The 17,859-nt window shown below is 71.6% G+C and carries 16 protein-coding genes; 4 read left to right on the top strand and 12 right to left on the bottom strand.

What is annotated here, in order from left to right:
* Window positions 1–81: 81 nt before the first annotated feature.
* Window positions 82–675, bottom strand: coding sequence for a GNAT family N-acetyltransferase (locus ACIGYR_RS07200; RefSeq protein WP_399602139.1), 594 nt, complete (start codon window positions 673–675; stop codon window positions 82–84).
* A gap of 206 nt (window positions 676–881) precedes the next feature.
* On the opposite strand from ACIGYR_RS07200, the gene ACIGYR_RS07205 reads away from it, so the two are divergent.
* Window positions 882–1,766 carry a GNAT family N-acetyltransferase gene (locus tag ACIGYR_RS07205; protein ID WP_399602142.1) on the top strand — a complete coding sequence of 295 codons (885 nt, stop codon included), beginning with the start codon at window positions 882–884 and terminating at the stop codon, window positions 1,764–1,766.
* 100 nt (window positions 1,767–1,866) lie between these two features.
* Here ACIGYR_RS07205 and ACIGYR_RS07210 read toward each other — a convergent pair whose 3' ends face one another.
* From ACIGYR_RS07210 to ACIGYR_RS07225, 4 genes are all read right to left on the bottom strand, one after another.
* Window positions 1,867–2,772 carry a poly-gamma-glutamate hydrolase family protein gene (locus tag ACIGYR_RS07210; protein ID WP_391836978.1) on the bottom strand — a complete coding sequence of 302 codons (906 nt, stop codon included), beginning with the start codon at window positions 2,770–2,772 and terminating at the stop codon, window positions 1,867–1,869.
* A gap of 60 nt (window positions 2,773–2,832) precedes the next feature.
* Window positions 2,833–4,035: a glutamate--cysteine ligase gene (locus ACIGYR_RS07215; protein WP_399602145.1), complete on the bottom strand. Its 1,203-nt coding sequence runs from the start codon at window positions 4,033–4,035 to the stop codon at window positions 2,833–2,835.
* Window positions 4,036–4,593: 558 nt separating this feature from the next.
* Complete coding sequence (locus ACIGYR_RS07220; RefSeq protein ID WP_399602147.1) at window positions 4,594–4,959, bottom strand: hypothetical protein; 366 nt, start codon at window positions 4,957–4,959, stop codon at window positions 4,594–4,596.
* A gap of 357 nt (window positions 4,960–5,316) precedes the next feature.
* Entirely contained in the window at window positions 5,317–5,778 is a 462-nt protein-coding gene (locus tag ACIGYR_RS07225; RefSeq protein WP_399602150.1) for a hypothetical protein, read from the bottom strand.
* A gap of 475 nt (window positions 5,779–6,253) precedes the next feature.
* Here ACIGYR_RS07225 and ACIGYR_RS07230 point away from each other — a divergent pair, with 475 nt between their 5' ends.
* Window positions 6,254–7,537 carry an MFS transporter gene (locus ACIGYR_RS07230; protein ID WP_399602151.1) on the top strand — a complete coding sequence of 428 codons (1,284 nt, stop codon included), beginning with the start codon at window positions 6,254–6,256 and terminating at the stop codon, window positions 7,535–7,537.
* Here the strand turns inward: ACIGYR_RS07230 and ACIGYR_RS07235 are convergent.
* On the bottom strand, window positions 7,482–8,381 hold the full coding sequence (locus tag ACIGYR_RS07235; protein WP_399602154.1) for an NAD-dependent protein deacetylase: 900 nt from the start codon (window positions 8,379–8,381) through the stop codon (window positions 7,482–7,484). The genes ACIGYR_RS07230 and ACIGYR_RS07235 overlap by 56 nt on opposite strands.
* Before the next feature lie 27 nt (window positions 8,382–8,408).
* A complete protein-coding gene (locus tag ACIGYR_RS07240; protein ID WP_399602157.1) occupies window positions 8,409–9,083 on the bottom strand; it encodes a LuxR C-terminal-related transcriptional regulator in 675 nt (224 codons plus the stop codon).
* A gap of 288 nt (window positions 9,084–9,371) precedes the next feature.
* Here ACIGYR_RS07240 and ACIGYR_RS07245 point away from each other — a divergent pair, with 288 nt between their 5' ends.
* The gene (locus ACIGYR_RS07245) at window positions 9,372–9,632 is read left to right on the top strand and encodes a hypothetical protein (protein ID WP_399602159.1); all 261 of its coding nucleotides are present in this window, start codon (window positions 9,372–9,374) and stop codon (window positions 9,630–9,632) included.
* A gap of 66 nt (window positions 9,633–9,698) precedes the next feature.
* Here the strand turns inward: ACIGYR_RS07245 and ACIGYR_RS07250 are convergent, their stop codons facing one another.
* The 4 genes from ACIGYR_RS07250 to ACIGYR_RS07265 all read right to left on the bottom strand — a co-directional run bounded on the left by ACIGYR_RS07250 (window position 9,699) and on the right by ACIGYR_RS07265 (window position 15,813).
* Window positions 9,699–10,613: a hypothetical protein gene (locus tag ACIGYR_RS07250; RefSeq protein ID WP_399602161.1), complete on the bottom strand. Its 915-nt coding sequence runs from the start codon at window positions 10,611–10,613 to the stop codon at window positions 9,699–9,701.
* A 12-nt stretch (window positions 10,614–10,625) separates the two neighbouring features.
* Window positions 10,626–12,272, bottom strand: a complete 1,647-nt coding sequence (locus tag ACIGYR_RS07255) for a hypothetical protein (RefSeq protein WP_399602164.1) — start codon at window positions 12,270–12,272, stop codon at window positions 10,626–10,628.
* Window positions 12,273–12,633: 361 nt separating this feature from the next.
* Complete coding sequence (locus ACIGYR_RS07260; RefSeq protein WP_399602166.1) at window positions 12,634–12,906, bottom strand: hypothetical protein; 273 nt, start codon at window positions 12,904–12,906, stop codon at window positions 12,634–12,636.
* Window positions 12,907–13,638: 732 nt separating this feature from the next.
* Window positions 13,639–15,813: a hypothetical protein gene (locus tag ACIGYR_RS07265; RefSeq protein ID WP_399602168.1), complete on the bottom strand. Its 2,175-nt coding sequence runs from the start codon at window positions 15,811–15,813 to the stop codon at window positions 13,639–13,641.
* Between the two features lie 360 nt (window positions 15,814–16,173).
* On the opposite strand from ACIGYR_RS07265, the gene ACIGYR_RS07270 reads away from it, so the two are divergent.
* Window positions 16,174–16,860 (top strand): class I SAM-dependent methyltransferase, encoded by a 687-nt coding sequence (locus ACIGYR_RS07270; RefSeq protein WP_399602171.1) that lies wholly within the window; start codon window positions 16,174–16,176, stop codon window positions 16,858–16,860.
* Between the two features lie 135 nt (window positions 16,861–16,995).
* Here the strand turns inward: ACIGYR_RS07270 and ACIGYR_RS07275 are convergent, their stop codons facing one another.
* The gene (locus tag ACIGYR_RS07275; protein ID WP_399602174.1) at window positions 16,996–17,661 is read right to left on the bottom strand and encodes a hypothetical protein; all 666 of its coding nucleotides are present in this window, start codon (window positions 17,659–17,661) and stop codon (window positions 16,996–16,998) included.
* Window positions 17,662–17,859: the final 198 nt, after the last annotated feature.

The following is a 17,859-nucleotide window of genomic DNA, read 5'->3' on the forward strand; positions in this document are numbered from 1 at the left end:
CATAGGAACACGGGGCAGGCGCGGCCGGACGGGCGAAGACCACGTCGTCACCGGTGGCCCACCGGTCGCTCACGCGGCCGCCTACCGTGGCCCGTGCGGCTCCGGGTCCGTCGCGAGGCGGGCGTGCAGATGGCAGTCCCGGAAGGCGTCCCGGCGTTCGGCCTCCCACATCGCGCCGCGCAGCGTGCCCTCGAAGCGGAATCCGCACCGCTCGGCGACCCTGCACGACGCCTCGTGGCCGACGGCGTGGTCGAGTTCCAGCCGGTGCAGGCGCAGGTCCGTGAACACCCAGTCGGCGGTCAGTGTCAGGGCGCGGGTGGCGGCGCCCCGGCCGCGCGCCTCGGGCAACACCCAATAGCCCACGCAGGCCGACCGCATGACGCGGTCGATCCGGCTGACGCCGACGTGCCCCAGCGGTGCACCGCTGTCCGCGTCCTCCACGCAGAACGCCACCCCGGTCCCGGCCCTGGTCGCCTCGGCCTTGCTGTGCAGGGTGGCCCGAGCGGCGGTCGGATCCGTGATGGGGCGCAGCGGAGTGTTCCAGCGCCGGAACTCCGGGTCGGAGCAGCCACGGAGGAACGTCTCGACATCGGCCTCGTCAGTGGCATCCCACCGACGAAGTCGCAGGCCGCGCCCGGCTATGGGCGAGGTGGGGGTGAGGGTGTTCAGCGTCATTCGGCCATTGAACAGCAAGCGGTGCGGCGGGTGGCCGGGTGTGACGGACCGCGTGCACCGGTGCGCTTGAGGGCCCCCGTGGACGGCGACGTGCCCCGGCCGGTGCCGCTCGCCGTACGTGAGGCGCGGCCCTGACGGTCGCTGGGGCCGGGCGCAAGACCGAGACCGAGCGGGCAGCGGCAGGGGGCGGGATGTGATCCTGAAGCATGCGTCCGGACGACTGGCACCTCACCGAAGACCTCGACGAATTCCTCGCCCGCGCCGGGGACTTCCTGCGCTCACGCCCCACGCTGCACAACACGCCGCTGACAACGATCGAGAAACTGCGAAGGCGTGGAGCGGACGCGTCCAGTGCCGAAGCCACCGTGTTCGGCCGACTCGAGCTGGGGGGCGAGGTCCGGGCCGTCTTCTACCGGCTGCCGTCCCGCCGCCGTCTGACCCTCACCCCGCTCACCCCGGAAGAGGCCGAGACCCTCGCCGTCCACCTGGCCGGGCTCGGCCACACCCCCTCCGGCGTCACCGCGGACCACGGCACGGCCACCGCTTTCGCCGAGGCGTGGCAGCGGCACACCGGAGCGGCGCCGGTGTGCGACTGGCGGGGCCGTCTCCACCGTCTCGGCACGCTCACCCCACCGGAACCGCGCCCAGAGGGTCGGGGCCGCATCCTGGACGCGCGGGACCAGGAGCAACTCATCTGCTGGTGCAACGAGTTCGCCGCCGACGTCGGCGAGGCCCCCACGATGGACGCCGCCTCCTGGGCCGGCACGCGTTTCGCGGACAAACACTTCACGTTCTGGGAGACACCGGAGGGCGCTCCCGTCTCCATGGCGGGCTCGACTTCGATGATCGCCGGCATGGTCCGGGTGGACCCCGTCTACACCCCGGCCCACCTCCGGGGGCGCGGCTACGCGGGCGCCGTGACGGTCCAGGTGAGCAGGGCCGCGCTGGACGCGGGCGCGACGGACGTCGTCCTCTTCACGAACCCGGCCAACCTCACCAGCAACGCCCTCTACCAGCGCATCGGGTACGTCCCGGTCACCGACTTCACCGGGTACGACTGGTCACCCACCGCACCGAAGGCCGGGCACTGAGGTCGCACTAGTGTCGTCGTCCCGCTGATCAGGCCGACGTTGCCCGGCCGCACGAGCCGGCCCTCGCCCGCCGACTCACGCTCCTCGTGGGGGACGACCTCTAGAGGGAGTCGAGGCCGAGCTCGTGATTCTTGACCGCCTCGCGCACGGCGCTCACGAAACCGTTCCAGAAGCGGTCGGCGTAGGGGGCGGAGCTGCTCGGCACGCCGGCCGTCGTCCTGCGCTTGGCCGCGCCGGAGAAGTCACCGAACATCGCCTCGCGCAGTGCCGTGGACAGCTCCAGCTGGGCGCCGGCGCCAGTACGCGTGCGGTTGGCGATGTTGGCCGGGTCGTCCCCGTTGATGGGGTCGGTGGCGCCCGCGAAGACCACGGTGACGTTCCAGTCGGCGTTTGTCGTGGGCGACGTCAGACCGTACTTCGTGAAGGCCGCCAGCAGGTTGCGCTTGAGTCGCTCGTCCCGGCCGCCGATGATGATCTTCTTCGTCGCCGTGTCGTCGAAGCCGTGCAGGGAGACGGCGTAGAGGTTGTTGGCGCAGACGGCGAGGGCGGCCGGGTCGTCGCAGTGGGTGGCGGTGACGTGCTGCGCGGCCGAGTTGGCGATCGCCTCGAACATCCAGTAGTCCCGCTGCGGTTCACCCGGCACCGCCGCGTCGGCCGGGTCGGTGTTGGCGTCGAACGGTGTGTAACCGGCGACGGCCATGCACAGCTCGCTCGTGCCCGCCTCGATCCCACCGCCGTGCGGTGCGATCACCGCGGTGCTGCTGACCGGGCTGCTCGTGCTGCGGGCATTGTCCGAGACCGGTACCGGAGCACCGATACGGAACCGGCGCATCCAGTCGGTGCCCTCCTTGGCGGCGGTACGGGTGTACAGCTCGGTGTTGGACTTGTACTGGTCGGCTGCCGCGGCCGGCGTGGCGCCGGCCCCCATCACGGCGTTGAGGGTGGGCAGGCCGGCGGCGACGGCCGCGGCGGAGGCGAGGACGGAGCGTCTGCTGGTGTTGTTCATGGGGCGATCCTGCATCACGGCCCACCGGGCCCCTCCGGTGGGTTGCTGGTGAAGAGGTCCCTATCCGAGGGTGCGGTCCGGGGGAGCGGTGTGGGTGATCAGATGGTCGACGACGTCGGGAAGGCTGGAGCGGCGCTGATGGGCGGCGCGCTGGCGGTCGGCGCCGTTGCCGGCGGCGCGTAACCGGTCCCATACGGTTCTGACCAGTTCCAGGTCGCCGTGGGCCCGCAGCGCGGGCTCGACCGCTGCCAGGCACTGTTCGATGTGGGCGGGGGAGGGGATCAGCGCGCTGGTGGCCGGATCGAGACTGTGTCCGGTCAGGCCGTCGCGGGCGGCCCGCCAGCATGCGGCGCGCAGGACTTCCGGCCGGGGCCGGGGCGCCGGCTCACCTTCGGCGATGGCCTTGAGCGCGGTCGCGGCCATGGCGCGTACGACGGCGCACAGCAGCAGGGTCTCCGCGCCGGTGGTGACGGCGTCGGCGACCCGGATCTCCAGGGTGGGTACGTGATGGGAGGGCCGGATGTCCCAGTACAGACCGCCGCGGTCGATGATGGCGCCGGCCTCGAGAAGGCGGCCGACCAGGTCGTCGAAGTGGGCGCGCGATGCGAAGTACGGCGGGGGCCCGGCGACCGGCCAGCGGGCCCAGGTCATCGTGCGCCAGCTGGCGTACCCGGTGTCCCTGCCCAGCCAGTACGGCGAGTTGGCCGACAGGGCGATGAGGACGGGGAGCTGGCAGCGCAGGTGGTTGCTGACCTGAAGCGCCCGGGTCGGGTCCGGCATGCCGATGTGGATGTGCAGGGCGCAGGCGGTCTGTTCGTCGTCCAGGGCGCGGAAGGTCGCGGCGCTCCGGGCGTAACGGGGCCCCCGCGACAGGGGCGGGGGAGCGGCCGGACCCAGGACGGGGGATCCACTGGAGACGATCCGCAGGTCGAGCCGCGCGGCGGTGTCCGCGACGGTGGCACGCATGGCCCGGATCTGCTCACCGAGGTCTTTCGACTCGATGTGCGGATCGGTCCGTGCCTCGACCTGATAACGGGTCAACTCCTCGCTCACGCGGTCGCCGAGCCCGGACGAGGAGGCCAGGGCGACCACCTGCTCACCGGCCGGATTCACCTCCCGCGTGACGGGGTCGACCAGCAGGTACTCCTCTTCCACGCCCATGGTCAGCAGACCTTGCGACCCGGTGGCGAAAGCGGGCCGGTCGGCGGGCAGGCAGCCTTTCGCGCGGGTGGTGCCGTCGTTTCCACTGGTCACGGTAGCCATCCTGTCGCGGAGTGTGCTGCCCATTCTGGACGCACTCGACGCCGCCCGACAGCGGCGAGGGCGAGACGGCCCTGCAATGTCCGGTCGACGCCTGTGGTGGGGCCGACGCCCTGGCCGCGCACCCGGCCGGCCCAGGACGTCTTCCGTGACGCCGCCACCTGGGGCTACCGGCACGGCATCGCCCCACTGGACGAGGCTCCGACAGGGGCCGGAGGAGTGTTCTCCCCGCCTGAGAACGGATGGTTCCGGGCCAACCCCTGGACGACGGCCCAGTGGTCGCCGGGGATCGGGCAACGGCGCGGTGACTGCGGGGCACCGTTCGCGACCACGTTCGGGGCCCCGTCGGGCGGGTCGCCCCGGCAGCAGGTCTGCCGGGGGCGCCCGAGGCGGAAGCCGAACCACCGGGGATGAGTGGCGGCTCGCGGGACGGCGGTCGTAGGGTCCGGCGCGCGTGAACAAGGACGGAGGGCACCTGCCCGGGGAATTACTCGCAGGCCGGCCGGAAGCGACGAGCGGGCCGCGGGGCACGGGCGTCGGCGCGGTGCCCTGTCGAGTACGTCAGTGAGGTACGCAGCCGAACCAGTTCACCGTGTCCTTGCTGGTGGTGTAGCCCAGACACCTGATGGTTCGGTCGTGGAGGGTCTTGGTGCGGTCGACCTCTCCGTCCAGGTAGTCCGTCTTGTGGTGGGGCTGTACGAGGGTGTCGATCTCGACGATGTGCCAGCGGTGGTCGCTGCTCGGCAGGCTGCAGTGGTGGCCGGTCACGTTGCGGCTGGGTCCTTCGCTCCATATGGGCCGTTCGGCGCGGTCGCAGTGGGCTCTTTCGGCGGCGCCGGCGGTGCCGACGCCGGTGCCGAGCAGGGCCGTGGCGCCGGTGGCCACCGCCGCGGTGGCGCCGAGCAGGCGCTTGAGGGTGGGGTTCATCGATCGTTCCTCCTGCCAGATGTGGTGACGTCCGGGAGCTGCCGTGCCACCTTGAAGTGATAGTCACACCGATCCGGCGTGTCTGGCCTGGCAGCGGGTGGCACAGTCCCTCGCCCCGGTGACATCGGTGATGCCAATGCAGCAGGCCACGGCCTCACCACGGCCGGACTCCGGTCACGGGTCCGCCGGACCGGGTTCACCCGGCGGAACGCACCCCATTCATGCGCCTTGTGGGCCAGCCGGGTCCGGTCGAGTGCGCCGGATGCCGCCACGGTCCGCGATACCGCCGCGGTCCGCGGACGGCCCACGCAGAATCCGCAAGCAGCGCGGGGGGTGCCGGCTTCCTGGCGCTCAGGTCTACTGCCGCTTGTCCGCGTTCGGTCGCGAGGTGGTCTTGCGTGCCGGCCGGTGGATGAGGTCGTCGTCCCCCTCCCGGCGAGGGATGTAGAAGAAGCCCTCTTCGGTGTCGGGGTCGTAGTGCACGACCGCGTTCTGCTCCGTCAGCATCTCTTTCCAGGACTTCAGCCGGTCCCGTTCGTTGTCGGTGAGGTCGCGCCCGTCGCGCAGGCGGGCCTCGACGCGGAGCATGGCCACCGGGTACTTCCAGCGGTGCACCTCCTTGACCTCCCATGGGATGAGGTCGTCGTTTCGGGTGATGCGCCGGTCGAGCCCTCGACGTCGCCTGAAATTGCCCCACATGGAGGCGACGGTCTCGATCTCGTACTTGCGCTTGTACTCGTCGATCATCCACTGGTACGTCCTGCCTTCCTGGAACCAGCGGATCACCTCCTGCTCGTCCTGGATCTTCCTCTTCGCCATGTGCACTCCCCACCATGGATGATCTTGAATACCGGTTACACTTACACACCTCCGTGTGGGGCGTCAACGTGCAGACCCCGTCGTGGAACCGGCATCAGGCTGCGCAGGCGGGAGCGCATGGAGATCGGGGCACCGCCTGGGGCGGAGGACCGAGCGGTGCGCGCCCGGCACGGCGACCGTGCCCGCCCAGCGTGTTCCGGTGCCGGTCGGTGCCGGTCCTGGGGCCGACAGGAGCCGACACCCCGACGGCGTCGGAGGGCCCCGATCATCATCGTGATGGACATCGCCGGGCTCAGCGACGAGAATGGCCCGCCTCAACTCACCGAGATTTCTGCCCGGTGATGGAATCGGTGCGGGGCGCGTGCCCCCTCTCCGCGCCGGCACTGGACGGTTCCAGGCGGCGACCACGGGTCGGTACATTCGGGCACCGACGATCCACGTGAGCCGTCCCGCCGGGCAGCGAAAAGGACTCGCCGTGCCATCGGCGAACTACCGTTCCCTGCTGCGTACCCCGGGCGCCGCGGCATTCTTCCTGCCGGCATCGCTCGGACGCGTCGGCTTGGCGATGACCAGCCTCAGCATCGTATGGCTCGTGCACAGCCACACCGGCACCTTCTCCGCGGCCGGCCTGGTCGGCGGCGGATTCGCCGTGACCGACGCGCTCGTCGCACCCCAACTGGCCCGGCTCGTGGACCGGTTCGGGCAGACCCGGGTCCTGCCCCCCACACTCGTCGCCCACGCCCTCGCGGTGGCCGTCCTCGTGTCCCTGGTCGCCGCGGACGCCCCCGACGCCGCCCTGACCCTGGGCGGTGCGCTGGTCGGTGCCAGCGTTCCCCAGCTCAGCGCGATGTCCGCGGCGCGCTGGGCGGCACTGCTGCGCACCGACCGAGCGGCGGAGTTGCCCACCGCGTTCGCGCTCGAGTCGCTCAGCAACGCGGTGGCCTTCCTCGTGGGTCCGATGTCGGTCAGCGCACTCGCCGCCGCCGGGCATCCCGTGGCCGGCACCGTGCTGGCGGCCTCCTTGTCGGTGGCCGGCGGTACGCTCCTCGCGGCGCAGCGCGGCAGCGCGCCCCCGCCGGCGGTCGACGGCGCCGCGCCCACCCACGCGGACCGGTCGTTGCTGCGCGGCGACTTCATGGTCCTGATGGGCCTCAACCTCGCCCTCGGGGTCTTCTTCGGTGCCATGCAGGTGTCGGTGACCGCCTTCGTGGTGGAGCACGCAGCGCCGGGCGCCGCGGCCCCGGTCTTCGCCGTCTCCAGTGGCAGCGGTCTGCTGGCCGGATGGCTGTACGGGCTGCGCCGGTGGCGTGCCGCGGCCCCTGTGCAACTGCTGGTGGTGTCCGGTGCGCTGATGCTCGGCACCTCGCTGTTGCTCACGGTCGGCTCACCGTTCGGCCTCGGACTGGTCGTGGTCCTGACCGGCGCCACGATCCCGCCCCTTCTCGTGCTCTTCCCCGTGCTCACCGAGGCGACCGTCCACCGGTCCGTCCTGACGCAGGCGTTCTCCTGGCTCGGCTCCGCCGGCGCGGCGGGCTCGGCCGCCGCCGCGGCAGCCTCCGGCTGGGTGATCGACTCGCTCGGGGCACGCGGTGGCTTCGCCGTCACCGCCACGGCCGCCGCCGCGATGGCCCTCCAGAGCCTCGCCGGCCTGCGCCTGCTCCAGTCGACGGCGTCAGCGGCCGCGGACACCCCACCGGGCACGACTAGGTTGCCGGGCGACCGTCGACGGGGACGCCCAGGCGGTCGGCCACGGTGGTGAGGGCTGTTCCCAGCGGGAGCGCGACGCGGCTGTGGGCGTGCGGGTCGCCCCGGGTCGGGTCCCGGTTGACGATCAGCACCGGCTTCCCGGCCTGGGCAGCCTGACGGACGAACCGCAGCCCGGACATCACCGTCAGGGAGGAGCCCAGGACCAGCAGCGCCGTCGCCGCACGGACCAGCTCACGGCAGTGCTCGACCCGCTGCGGCGGTACGGCTTCCCCGAAGAACACCACGTCCGGCTTGAGGATGCCGCCGCAGTCCGTGCAGGGCAGCACGCGGAAGTCACCGACCTGCTCGTCGGTGAGGTCGGCGTCACCGTCCGGGTTGATTCCCGCGGCCACCGGCTCGAAGCCTGTATTGGCCGCCTCGAGTCGCCGGGCGAGTTCGTGGCGCGGGCTCATGGCGCCGCAGGACAGGCAGCGGACCCGGTCCAGGCTGCCGTGGAGTTCCACGACGCTCGTGCTGCCGGCGGCCTGGTGCAGACCGTCGACGTTCTGGGTGATCAGGCCCGAGAGCAGGCCGTGCCGCCCGAACGCGGCCACGGCCCGGTGCCCGGCGTTGGGGCGGGCGCGTCCGAAGGTGCGCCAGCCGAGGTGGCTGCGCGCCCAGTAGCGGCGCCGGGCCTGGGCGCTGGCGGTGAAGTCCTGGTAGGTCATCGGGGTGTGCCGGCTCAGGCTCCCGCCCTCGCCCCGGTAGTCGGGGATGCCCGACTCCGTGGAGAGGCCCGCCCCGCTGAGCACCAGCACGCCGCCGGCGCTCAGCGCGTCGACGACCGGTTCGAGGTCCGTGGTGCCCGGCGGCAGGTCCGCGGTGGGCGTCCAGCTCAGGGTGGGGCGCATGCGCATGCCGCCAGGGTACGAAACCGCGGGGGCTCACTGCTGCTGGTCGAGCAGCCTGTGCTGGTGGATCAGGCAGCCGAGGTGCACGCGGCTGCGGGCGCCGAGGCGGCTCATGATCTCGGTGATGTTCCGTTGGCAGGTGCGGATCGTCATGCCCATCCGGCGGGCGATCGCCTTGTCGTCGTGTCCGGCCGCCAACAGCCGGACGACGTCGGCCTTGATGTCCTCGGAGGCCGCTATCGCCTGCGCCCTGCCGTGTTCGGCGGGGAAGGGAACGGCCGCCGCCCAGGCGCGTTCGAACGTCGCGACCACGAAGCCGACCACGTGCGGATCGCGGATCAGGGCGGCCCCGCGCGGATTTCCGCGCAGCGGCACCACCGCGACGTCGCGGTCGAAGACGATGGTGCGGGAGAAGGCGTCACCGAGCGTGCGGATCTCCGCGCCGAGCGGCGTCACATGGTCCACGTAGGCGACGGTGGCCTGGCTGAACTGAGCGGTGTGCTGGTAGAGCGTGCGCATTCTGATGCCGCGCGCGAGGACCGCCTTGGTCCGCTTCATGGCCTCCGTCAGCACCTCCTCGGGACGTGCGCCGCCGGACTGGGAGGTGAGTACCTCGGTGCGCACGTTCTCGGACAGCTGGGTGAGCCGCTTGCGCACGTCGTCCAGGTCCGGCACCGCCTCTACGCCCTCGCGGCGCAGTCGGTGCACCGCACCCTCGTCGTACAGCGGGACGAGGTGGGCATTCGTCCCGCAGCCGGTCCGCGGTCTCCTGGAGCGCCGACATCTGCCGTTACACCGGACGAGTCAGTTGGTCGAGGGCGCTGTCCGGCGAGACGGTGGTGAGCAACTCCGGATGGTCAGCGCTGCGCCGCAGCAGGCGCAGCTCGACCAGGCTCCCGGCCGCGTCGCTGGGCAGGGGTCCGCGACGATTCCGGAACGCTGCTGGCCTGCGCCGCCGACGCCTGGAGCGCGCCGCACGTCGGCTTCCTGGCGGGTGTGGCCACCGCCGAGCAGGCGCGGGGGCGCGGTGTGGCCACCGCCGAGCAGGCGCGGGGGCGCGGTGTGGGCAGGGCCGAGCAGGCGCGGGGGCGCGGTGTGGGCAGGGCCGTGTGCGGCCTGGTCCTGGACAGCCTCGTCGCCGACCACGGTACGGCCGCGCTGATCGTCGACGGGTGGAACACCGCCGCCGTCCGTCTCTACCGCGGCCTCGGGCTGGCGTGGCGCCCGCTCGCAGCCGCCCGCGTCGCAGACCGCTGAACGCCCGCGATCCGGCCGGTCAGCGGTGTCAGCCCGGCTGACCCGCGCTCCGGCCGGTCAAGCGGCTCAGCCCGGCTGAGTGACGCAGTCCTGAACCTGGGGCACGGACAGGCAGTGGGACTCCCGGCCTGCCGCGGGCTCCGCACGCACGAGACGGAACACGTCGCGGGGAATCGTGAAGACGGCGATCCGGGAGCGCGGCATCACGACTCGGCCCGCCTCTCGCTCCAGCACCGCGTGCAGGTCGTCGCCCACTCGGTACAGACCGATGGGGACGTGGGCGCCGACCGGATATCCATAGACCACCACCTGGCGGCTGTGCTCCCAGCCGTCCGGGGTCGTCGCTCCCTGCTCCCAGCCCAAGGGGATCGCGTACGTGCTCTTCACCTTGCCGGAACTGGCCGTCATGTTCAGCCGGCCGGACAGTGCGATCGCCTTGCGGGCAGGGTCGGACGGGAGGAACCTCCAGTACGCGCTCTGCCGCAGATGGTCACCGACGTCCTCGACGTCAATCGTGCGATCATCGAACAGGGCAGTGTCCGCGGGGTCCTTGGCATGGCCTTTCGCCACGCGTTTCACCGCAGTGGTGTATCCACGTCCGCCGGCCTTGACCGTGATGGTGACCGGCTTGTTCTCCGGGAAACCCGCCAGACACAGGACCGTCTGCCTCGCCAGTCGCAGTTCCACCTTTCTTTCCACGGGGAAAGAGGACGACACCCAAGCCAGCGGGTGGCCGGAGGAAGGACTCGGCGAGACCAAGGACAGGTCGTCCTGGCAGCCGTGCGGACCGGCGCCGCCCATCCCGATGTCGAACTGCTGGGCCAGCAACACGTCCAGGGCGGACGCACTCGGCGTCCTGGGACGTGCGGAGACCAGGGGCGCCTTCTCGGTGGGCAACGCCGCCGGGGTGGCACGCTGCGCGTCACAGCCCAGGACGAGGAACGACACCCCGGCGAGCCACAGCGTCAGTCGCCTGTTCATGTCCATCACCTTTCATCGGGTCGCGCCGCAACGCTGTTCGGCCTTGCGCAGCTCGCCGGTGAGGAGCTGCTCGTACTGGTGGCGGACCTGGGTGCTCGCTCGCCCTGCGCTTTCCGCCGCGGCCAGCTGGCCCAAGGCGTCCCGCTCGGCCGTACGGCCGGTCTCCAGATCGCAACGGGTCAGGCTCCAGACCGCCAGCAGGGCATGCCAGACGGCTCGCTGGAGCAGGTCCTGTCCGCGCGCGATGGCCGCGCGAATGTGCTTGACCGCCGTCTTGAGGTCGCCTCGGCCCGCCGCGTGGACAGCGGCGATCGATTCGGCGAACGCCTGGAGTTCGCCGGAGCCGGTGATGTCCGGGGCCGCCTGGGCCGCCGCCACGGCCCGTCCCACGGTGCCGTCGTCCTTCACCAGCCCCGCGGTGATGCGGCACTGTTCGACCTGAGCGAGGTTCACTGTGGCCTTGAGCCGCCCGAGTTCGCTGAGCCCGGGGTCCTTGGCGAGAGAACGCAGGTTCTTCGAGATCCGAGCGAGTTCGCCGCCGCGTACGGTTCCCGGCTCGCAGCCGCGGGCGCGGCCTTTGGCCCGGAGATACGCGTTGTACTGGAGGCTGAGCGCGGCACGGCGCCCGGTCGGGGAGTCCTTGCTGATGCCGAGGTAGTCGGCGCGCGCCTCCTTAAGCAGTTCCGTCCGGCTCGGATCGGCTTCACCCAGGGCCTGGGCTTCGGTGGCATGGCCATGGAACAGCCGCAGCAGGTCAAGCGGCACGAACGCGCCCGTGCCGCCCTGCCGCTTCGGATCGAGCAGGCCGTCAAGGATGCGGACGGCCTGTGCGGGACTGCCGTTGCGCCACATGTCCAGTGCGTCCACGAACTCCGCGAGGACGCCGATCCGCCGGGTCAGCTCCGTCCGCAGCTGCGCCCGCCCTTGCGCGGATTCCCAGCCTCGTGCCATGAGGATCGGCGACCCGAGGAACCAGCCCACGAGTTCGGGGGCGTCGGGGACCTGGTCGGCCCTGACATAGACGGCCGGCCGCAGTGCGGTCTGGCCGGCCGGGTCCGTGTCGACGAGGCCGCCCACCACGATCTCGGCGTTGGCCTCGTCGGCGAATCCGGAAGTCTCCCGCTCCAGCGCGCCGTGGTGAGTGCCGCGAAGCTCGTCGAGCGGCAGCGACACCTCGCCGTGGTAATCACGGACGCCGGTGGCGGAGGGGATCCGTCCCGTCATGGCATGGGTGAAGTCGGTCGCGACATCCGCCAGCACCTGCCGGTCCGGCCGCCCGTCATGTCCCGCGAAACCGACGACGGCCACGTCACGGGCCCCGCTCATCCGGGTGAGCGGGGGTGGTGGGGGACGGAACGCGAAGAGCACGGCCAGACTGCCGAGGAACAGACCCGCCGCCGCGAGCCACACCAGGGTCCGGGATCGCCGCGAGCGCTGCCCGAACCTGTCGAGCACCACGGCACGTACCGCCGCCGTGTACCCGGCCAGAGCCGCGAGAATCGTCAGGGCCAGCGGTACGGGGGAGAAGGCGGAACCAGACTTCTCCACCACGAGGAGAGCGCAGGGCACGCATGCCGCGAACAGGCCGAGCAGCGACCACAACCACAGGGAGCTGCCGCTCTCGCCGGCCGCGGCCTCATTCCTCGAGCGATCTGGCATTCGCTTCCTCACCGGGGCGACTCCGTCCAGACCAGCACCGTAGGGTCGCCGGAGGACGTATGCCGTCAACGGCACACCTGAATGCGGCTTTGCCGTCCGTCTTCCCCGGGTCGGACGCAACGGACGAAGCTCCGGCCGGTTCCGGGAGCGGCGTACGCGGCTCGCTCCGGGCGTTCCCGTCGGTGCCCGCGTGAGGAGCGGGCACGAGGCGGATGCCCGGCCGGCGAGGGCGACAGCGTGGGCCGGGGCCGACGCGGGCGACGACGTGCGCGTACCGATGACGGGCCGCGGGCCCGGACCGCTCCTCGCGATCCGGGCCCGCGGTGTGCGGCCGGCGTGCCCGTGGGGCGCCCTGGTCTCGTCAGACCGTGGGGGCTCCGCCGGCGTACCGCACCTCGGCCAGTGCCTTCTTGATGATGACCTTCGCGAAGTAGCCGCCGCCGAAGAATATGCACTGGACGACGTACCAGAACTTCTCGGCCCCGGTCATCTCGACCAGCCCGTACTCGCTCAGCGCCTTCTTCACCGGGACCTTCTGGAAGTAGGCGGCACCGAAGTAGATGCAACCCAGGACGTACCAGAACTTCTCCCAGGAAGTGTTGGTGCCCTGACCGAGGTACTGCCGTTCTGCCATGATGTTTCTCTGCCTTCCAATGACCGTGAGGATCCGGGGAAACGCGCCGATCCGGACCCTTGCGGGCAGGCTCGAGCAGCAGTCGCGCGCAGGCGCGAACGCCTGGCGGCATGCTGAAGCCCGAGTGGAGATGGCGTGGGTGATGCGCACTTGTCGCGGTGCTGGTCGTCATGACGACCAGCCGCCCCCCGGATGTGCAAGCCGCAGCATAGGGCAAGCGGCCTTGATCGTCACCTTGGGTGTGCCGAAGTACCGGGAGCGCGGCCCGAAGCTGCGTTCACCTGCGGCTACGGCGGGGGATCGACACTGTTTCCGCCCGACCTCCCCGTGCTTCGCCGCCACGCCACAGGTGACGAGAACGCCGCTCCCGCCCCGGTTCCCGGGGTACAAGTGGTGGCCCGCGACCCCGGGTTGAGGAGACGTCTGATGGTGCAGGGTCCCGCCCTGGCCTGCCGCGCCGAGACGGCCGGGAAGGGAAGCCCGTCATGACCACGCCCAGGCTGGTTGTCTTCGACGTCAACGAGACTCTCAGCGACCGGTCCGCACCGCGCACCCGACTCGAGGACGTCGGCGCTCCCGCGTGTGTCGGCCGCACACGACGAGGCCCCGAAGCACCGAAGGTGCCACGGGGCCGGCGTCGAAGGCGAGGAGAGCGAAGGGACTAGTTGAATCTCTTGAAAGGAGAGTGAGAAGGAAGCCCCTTCATGGCCTCGTCGTCGCCAACGTTAGCAGTCACTCCGGGATCAGGTCGCGCAGATTTCCCGGAGTGACGATCCGGGAGTCGGGGCGCAGCCCCTCCGGCCGTTCCAGACCCACGTAGGTGACCGGTCCGTCCGGCACCGCCCCGGTACCGTCCCACTCGGTCACGATCGTCCCGCGCCCGGCCAGCAGACCGGCGAGGTAGCCGACCGTGAGGTACTCGCGCTCGACGATGCCGCGCACCAGTGTCGCCACCGACGCCTGGTTGCCCTCGACCCGGTTGGCAGCCGGGTGTCCCCTCAGGTACAGGTGCAGCCACTGCGCGCGCCACCGGCCGTCGGCGTCACGCGCGAACGCCAGGGGGAGCGCGACCCGGCCCGGGCCGCGCAGGTCCGACTTCATCCGCACCGTGCGCGGCTCGAAGGGCCGGCCCGCCTGCTCGGACTCGCGCAGCATGAACCCGAAGAAGGACTCCTCGACGTCCTCGAAACCCTCGCCGGAGTAGATGTTGACCTGGGGGACGATGAACGTGCCCCGTACGGCGTCCAGGCGCAGGTTGATGAACTCCGAGGCCCCCTCGGGCGCTTCCGTGATGTCACCGGAGTGCTCGCCCTCGACGTCCGCCAGGGCCGTGTAGGACAGCCAGGTGACCGTCTCGTAGCGGGCGTCGAGCAGCAGTGCCGACAGGTCGTAGTCGGTGCGGTGGCGGGCCTCCTTCCAGTACACGAAGAAGCGCAGCAGCTCACCGTCGACGGCCGAGTAGGAGCCGCGCGGGAGCACGCCCATGCCGGACGCCGTTGCCTTCCCGCTGAGCGGGAGCGCCACGTCGAGCGCGTCCGGGTCGATCAGCAGCCGGTCCACGGGGGGCAGACGACGGCGCATCTCGTCGTCGAGCACGAGGATCAGCCGCTCACGCTCCTTGGGCGGCAGGGGCGGGCGGGTGTCGTCGCCGGCCCAGGCCCGACCGCGCCGGCCCACGAAGACCCGGTGCGCCGCCCGCGCCCCGGCACGGTTGTGCAGATGCTCGCGCAGCGACAGCACCACCCGGCCGGACACCTCGCCGACGACCTCCTCGGCCGCGGCGACGACCGCGTCGCGTTCCTCCTGGGTGCGGGCCGTGCGCAGCAGCCGGTCGGCGGAGCGGAACAGCCGGCCCGGAGCGGACCGGAGCAGCCGTACCGCCCCGGTGACGTCGCCGGCGCCGAGCAACTCCTCGACGCGGCCCTCGAAGGAAGGCGCCCGCTTCTCGCCGCGGGCGACGGCGAACACGTCGGCGGCGTGCGGCCACCGCGGGTACTCGTGCGGGTGCAGCCGTTCGCCGAGCCGCTTGAACGCCTCCCGGTGGGCGGAGACATCCGCCAGCTTGGCGGGGGAGCCGGCGATCACGGCGTCCAGTCCCGCGAGCAGTGCGCGGCGGGCCGGCCGCGGCAGGGCCCGGAACCTCGTCGGCTCCTGCAGAGTCACGTCACCCTCGCACAGCGCGCAGGCGAGGCGGAGCACGTCGGTCACCGTGTCCAGCAGCAGGTCGGCGCCCGCCCGCAGCCGGGCCCGGTTGATGACGGCCCGGTTCTCGCGCACGGGGATCGACTCCGGTTGCGGTCCGGCCACCTGGTGCCCGGCGAGCACCTCCAGGTCACGCAGACCGTCGTCGCCCAGCGGGGTGCTGCTCCCGGCCAGACCCAGGTACAGGGCGGTCGCCTCCTCCGCCACGGAGCCGCCGAGCCCCAGCACGGTGAGGCGGTCACCCGCCGCCGGGATCAACTCGTCGTGCGCGGCGAGCATCTCGGCGTACGTGTGCGCGTAGCGGCCGTACGACGGCAGGCTGAGCAGATCCACCACACCGTCGATCAGCTGCCTCAGCGTGCCCGCCCGAGAGGACTCGTCGGCGAGCGCCCTGTCGATGCAGCGCTTCCAGAAGTCGAGGGTGTCGGGGACGTTCGCCGGGAAGTCTTTGAAGTAGACGTTGTGCCCGACGTGGTCGCCGACCAGCTCGCGGACCGTCGCGAGGGTGCGGACGGCGGTGTCGACGACCACTCGCTCCGACAGTGCCGACAGGTGCTCGAGGGCCGCCGCGGAGAGCTTGAAGCCCACGGACATCAGCGCGGCGTCGAACTGCCGTGCCGCGCCCTCGCCCGGACCGGCGGGCCCGGTGGGGCGGGGGATGCGATGCGTGTGCCGTAGGACGATCTGCTCCAGTGTGTCGCGCATTGCGGCATGATCGCAGAGGTGTGCGAACCGTCGCACCGCAATTCGAACGGCCGGGCCCCACCGGGTCACCGGTGGTGAACGCCGGGTGCAACGACCCGAGCGAGCCGCCCGGAAGGGCCGGGCCGCCCCGGGTGGAAGCTCGCTGTCCCGTGCCATCGAACCCCGAGCGTTCGTCACCGGCGTCGCCCGACCACGGCGTGCGCCATCGAGGATCGGTGGCACGGGCTGAGAGGCCGCGGCCGGTCCGCCCCGATGACGTCCGGAGCCGGCGGCCCCGGTCGCCGCACGCGCCGCGGACGGGCTTTGCCGGACCGGCAACACCAGTGGTGTGATCGGAACGCGATGAGCAACGGTGGGTTCATGACCGACGACATCGCAGCATCGCCGACGCCCGACACCCCCTCGCCCACCGACGGATATGGCGGATACGTCGGGGACCCCGCGGTGCGCGCGGAGTGGGACGACCGGTACTCCGACCGGCACCAGCTGTGGAGCGGCCGCCCCAATGGCGCCCTCGTGGCCGAGGTCGCCGGGCTCACTCCCGGGCGGGCGCTCGACGTCGGCTGTGGCGAGGGCGCGGACACTGTGTGGCTCGCGCGCGGCGGCTGGGACGTGACCGCGGTCGAGGTCTCGGGCGTGGCGTTGGAACGGGCGACCAAGCACGCACGGGACGCCGGCGTCGCCGTGCGCTGGGTACACGCCGGACTGGCGGAGGCGGCGCTTCCGCCGGCCTCCTTCGACCTGGTCTCCGCGCAGTACCCGGCCCTGCTGCGCACCCCCGACGCCGCGGCCGAGCGAGCGCTGCTCGCGGCCGTCGCGCCCGGCGGCGTGCTGCTGCTCGTACATCACGCGGGGATGGACACCCGGCAGGCGCACGACAGCGGCTTCGACCCGGCGGACTACGTCTGGCCCTCGATGGTCGCGGCCCTGCTCGACGACGACTGGGTGGTGGAGGTGGACGAGCAGCGACCACGTGTCGCACCTGACGGCGGGGCCGGCGCGCACCACACCGACGACCTGGTGCTGCGCGTACGCCGACTGCGCTGAACAGCCCCCTCAAGTCGCGGCAACCGGCTTGGCACGATGACGCCGTGCCGGTCGGCCGGTCGAACGTACCGCGGCCCGGTGCCGCACACTCCATGTCCGTGGCGCGGCACCGCGACCTGGACTGCACAAGCGGCGTCAGTGCCGCGGAGCCGGTGCGCCGACGGGGGCGCCTCGTGTGGCGCTGCGGTAGGTGGAGACGCCCACGGCGAGCATCCAGTAGCTGAGGAGCGCACCCATCATGGCGGTGGTGCCCCAGCCGTTCGCCGCGTAGAAGTGTGCGGGGGTGTTGCCGAAGAACAGGGACGGCACGAAGACCAGGTTGACCCCTGCCAGGACGAAGGCGGAACGGCCGGTCCAGCGTGGTAGCAGGTTCGTCCGGGAGATTCCGTAGCCAACGGCGGTCAGGAAGAGCGCGAGCACGAGGCGGCCGGTCGACCCGTAGAGGACGTAGGTGCCGCTGACGGTGATGGTCGGGTCGACCGGGTGGTCGGTGGCGATGACCGCGCCGGCTTCCAGCCCACTGGAGACCAGGGTGATCGTCGCGTACACCAGCCCGGTGGCGAACGCCATCGTGCCGACCCACTCGTAGGCGGGGTTCACGCGCTTGACCAGTTCACGGAAGGCCGTCACGAACACGGTCAGGAACGCCAGCGCGAGGGTACCGATCAGCAGTCTGGTCAGGACGTTCGAGTCCGGCGGTGGGCCGGAGTAGACGAAGTACAGGGGTACTTCGACGAGGAAGGCGACCGCGGCGGCGATGCAGGCGAGGCCCGTCAGGCGCCTGGCGATGGTCTCGTTCATGGGTGTCCCCCTGGGGTCCGTGTGGTGGGTTCCTCGCCGGTTCGCTGGTTCGTCGACTCGCTGGTTCGCTGATTCGCTGGTTCGTCGACTCGCCGGTTCGCCGGTTCGTTGCCGGTGACGTGCATCCTGCCGTTCTCGGCGTTCCTCGTCGCTGGGCCTGGACACCGGACGAGGGGTGGTCCTACCGACACTCCCCGC

This window comes from Streptomyces sp. NPDC053076 (assembly GCF_044546845.1).
Classification (GTDB): domain Bacteria; phylum Actinomycetota; class Actinomycetes; order Streptomycetales; family Streptomycetaceae; genus Streptomyces.

Excerpts from the sequence above, each read along its gene's own strand:
- ACIGYR_RS07200 (WP_399602139.1), bottom strand. The coding sequence starts at position 675 with ATGACGCTGAACACCCTCACCCCCACCTCGCCCATAGCCGGGCGCGGC.
- ACIGYR_RS07205 (WP_399602142.1), top strand. The coding sequence starts at position 882 with ATGCGTCCGGACGACTGGCACCTCACCGAAGACCTCGACGAATTCCTC.
- ACIGYR_RS07210 (WP_391836978.1), bottom strand. The coding sequence starts at position 2,772 with ATGAACAACACCAGCAGACGCTCCGTCCTCGCCTCCGCCGCGGCCGTC.
- ACIGYR_RS07215 (WP_399602145.1), bottom strand. The coding sequence starts at position 4,035 with ATGGCTACCGTGACCAGTGGAAACGACGGCACCACCCGCGCGAAAGGC.
- ACIGYR_RS07220 (WP_399602147.1), bottom strand. The coding sequence starts at position 4,959 with ATGAACCCCACCCTCAAGCGCCTGCTCGGCGCCACCGCGGCGGTGGCC.
- ACIGYR_RS07225 (WP_399602150.1), bottom strand. The coding sequence starts at position 5,778 with ATGGCGAAGAGGAAGATCCAGGACGAGCAGGAGGTGATCCGCTGGTTC.
- ACIGYR_RS07235 (WP_399602154.1), bottom strand. The coding sequence starts at position 8,381 with ATGCGCATGCGCCCCACCCTGAGCTGGACGCCCACCGCGGACCTGCCG.
- ACIGYR_RS07250 (WP_399602161.1), bottom strand. The coding sequence starts at position 10,613 with ATGAACAGGCGACTGACGCTGTGGCTCGCCGGGGTGTCGTTCCTCGTC.
- ACIGYR_RS07255 (WP_399602164.1), bottom strand. The coding sequence starts at position 12,272 with ATGCCAGATCGCTCGAGGAATGAGGCCGCGGCCGGCGAGAGCGGCAGC.
- ACIGYR_RS07260 (WP_399602166.1), bottom strand. The coding sequence starts at position 12,906 with ATGGCAGAACGGCAGTACCTCGGTCAGGGCACCAACACTTCCTGGGAG.
- ACIGYR_RS07265 (WP_399602168.1), bottom strand. The coding sequence starts at position 15,813 with ATGCGCGACACACTGGAGCAGATCGTCCTACGGCACACGCATCGCATC.
- ACIGYR_RS07270 (WP_399602171.1), top strand. The coding sequence starts at position 16,174 with ATGACCGACGACATCGCAGCATCGCCGACGCCCGACACCCCCTCGCCC.
- ACIGYR_RS07275 (WP_399602174.1), bottom strand. The coding sequence starts at position 17,661 with ATGAACGAGACCATCGCCAGGCGCCTGACGGGCCTCGCCTGCATCGCC.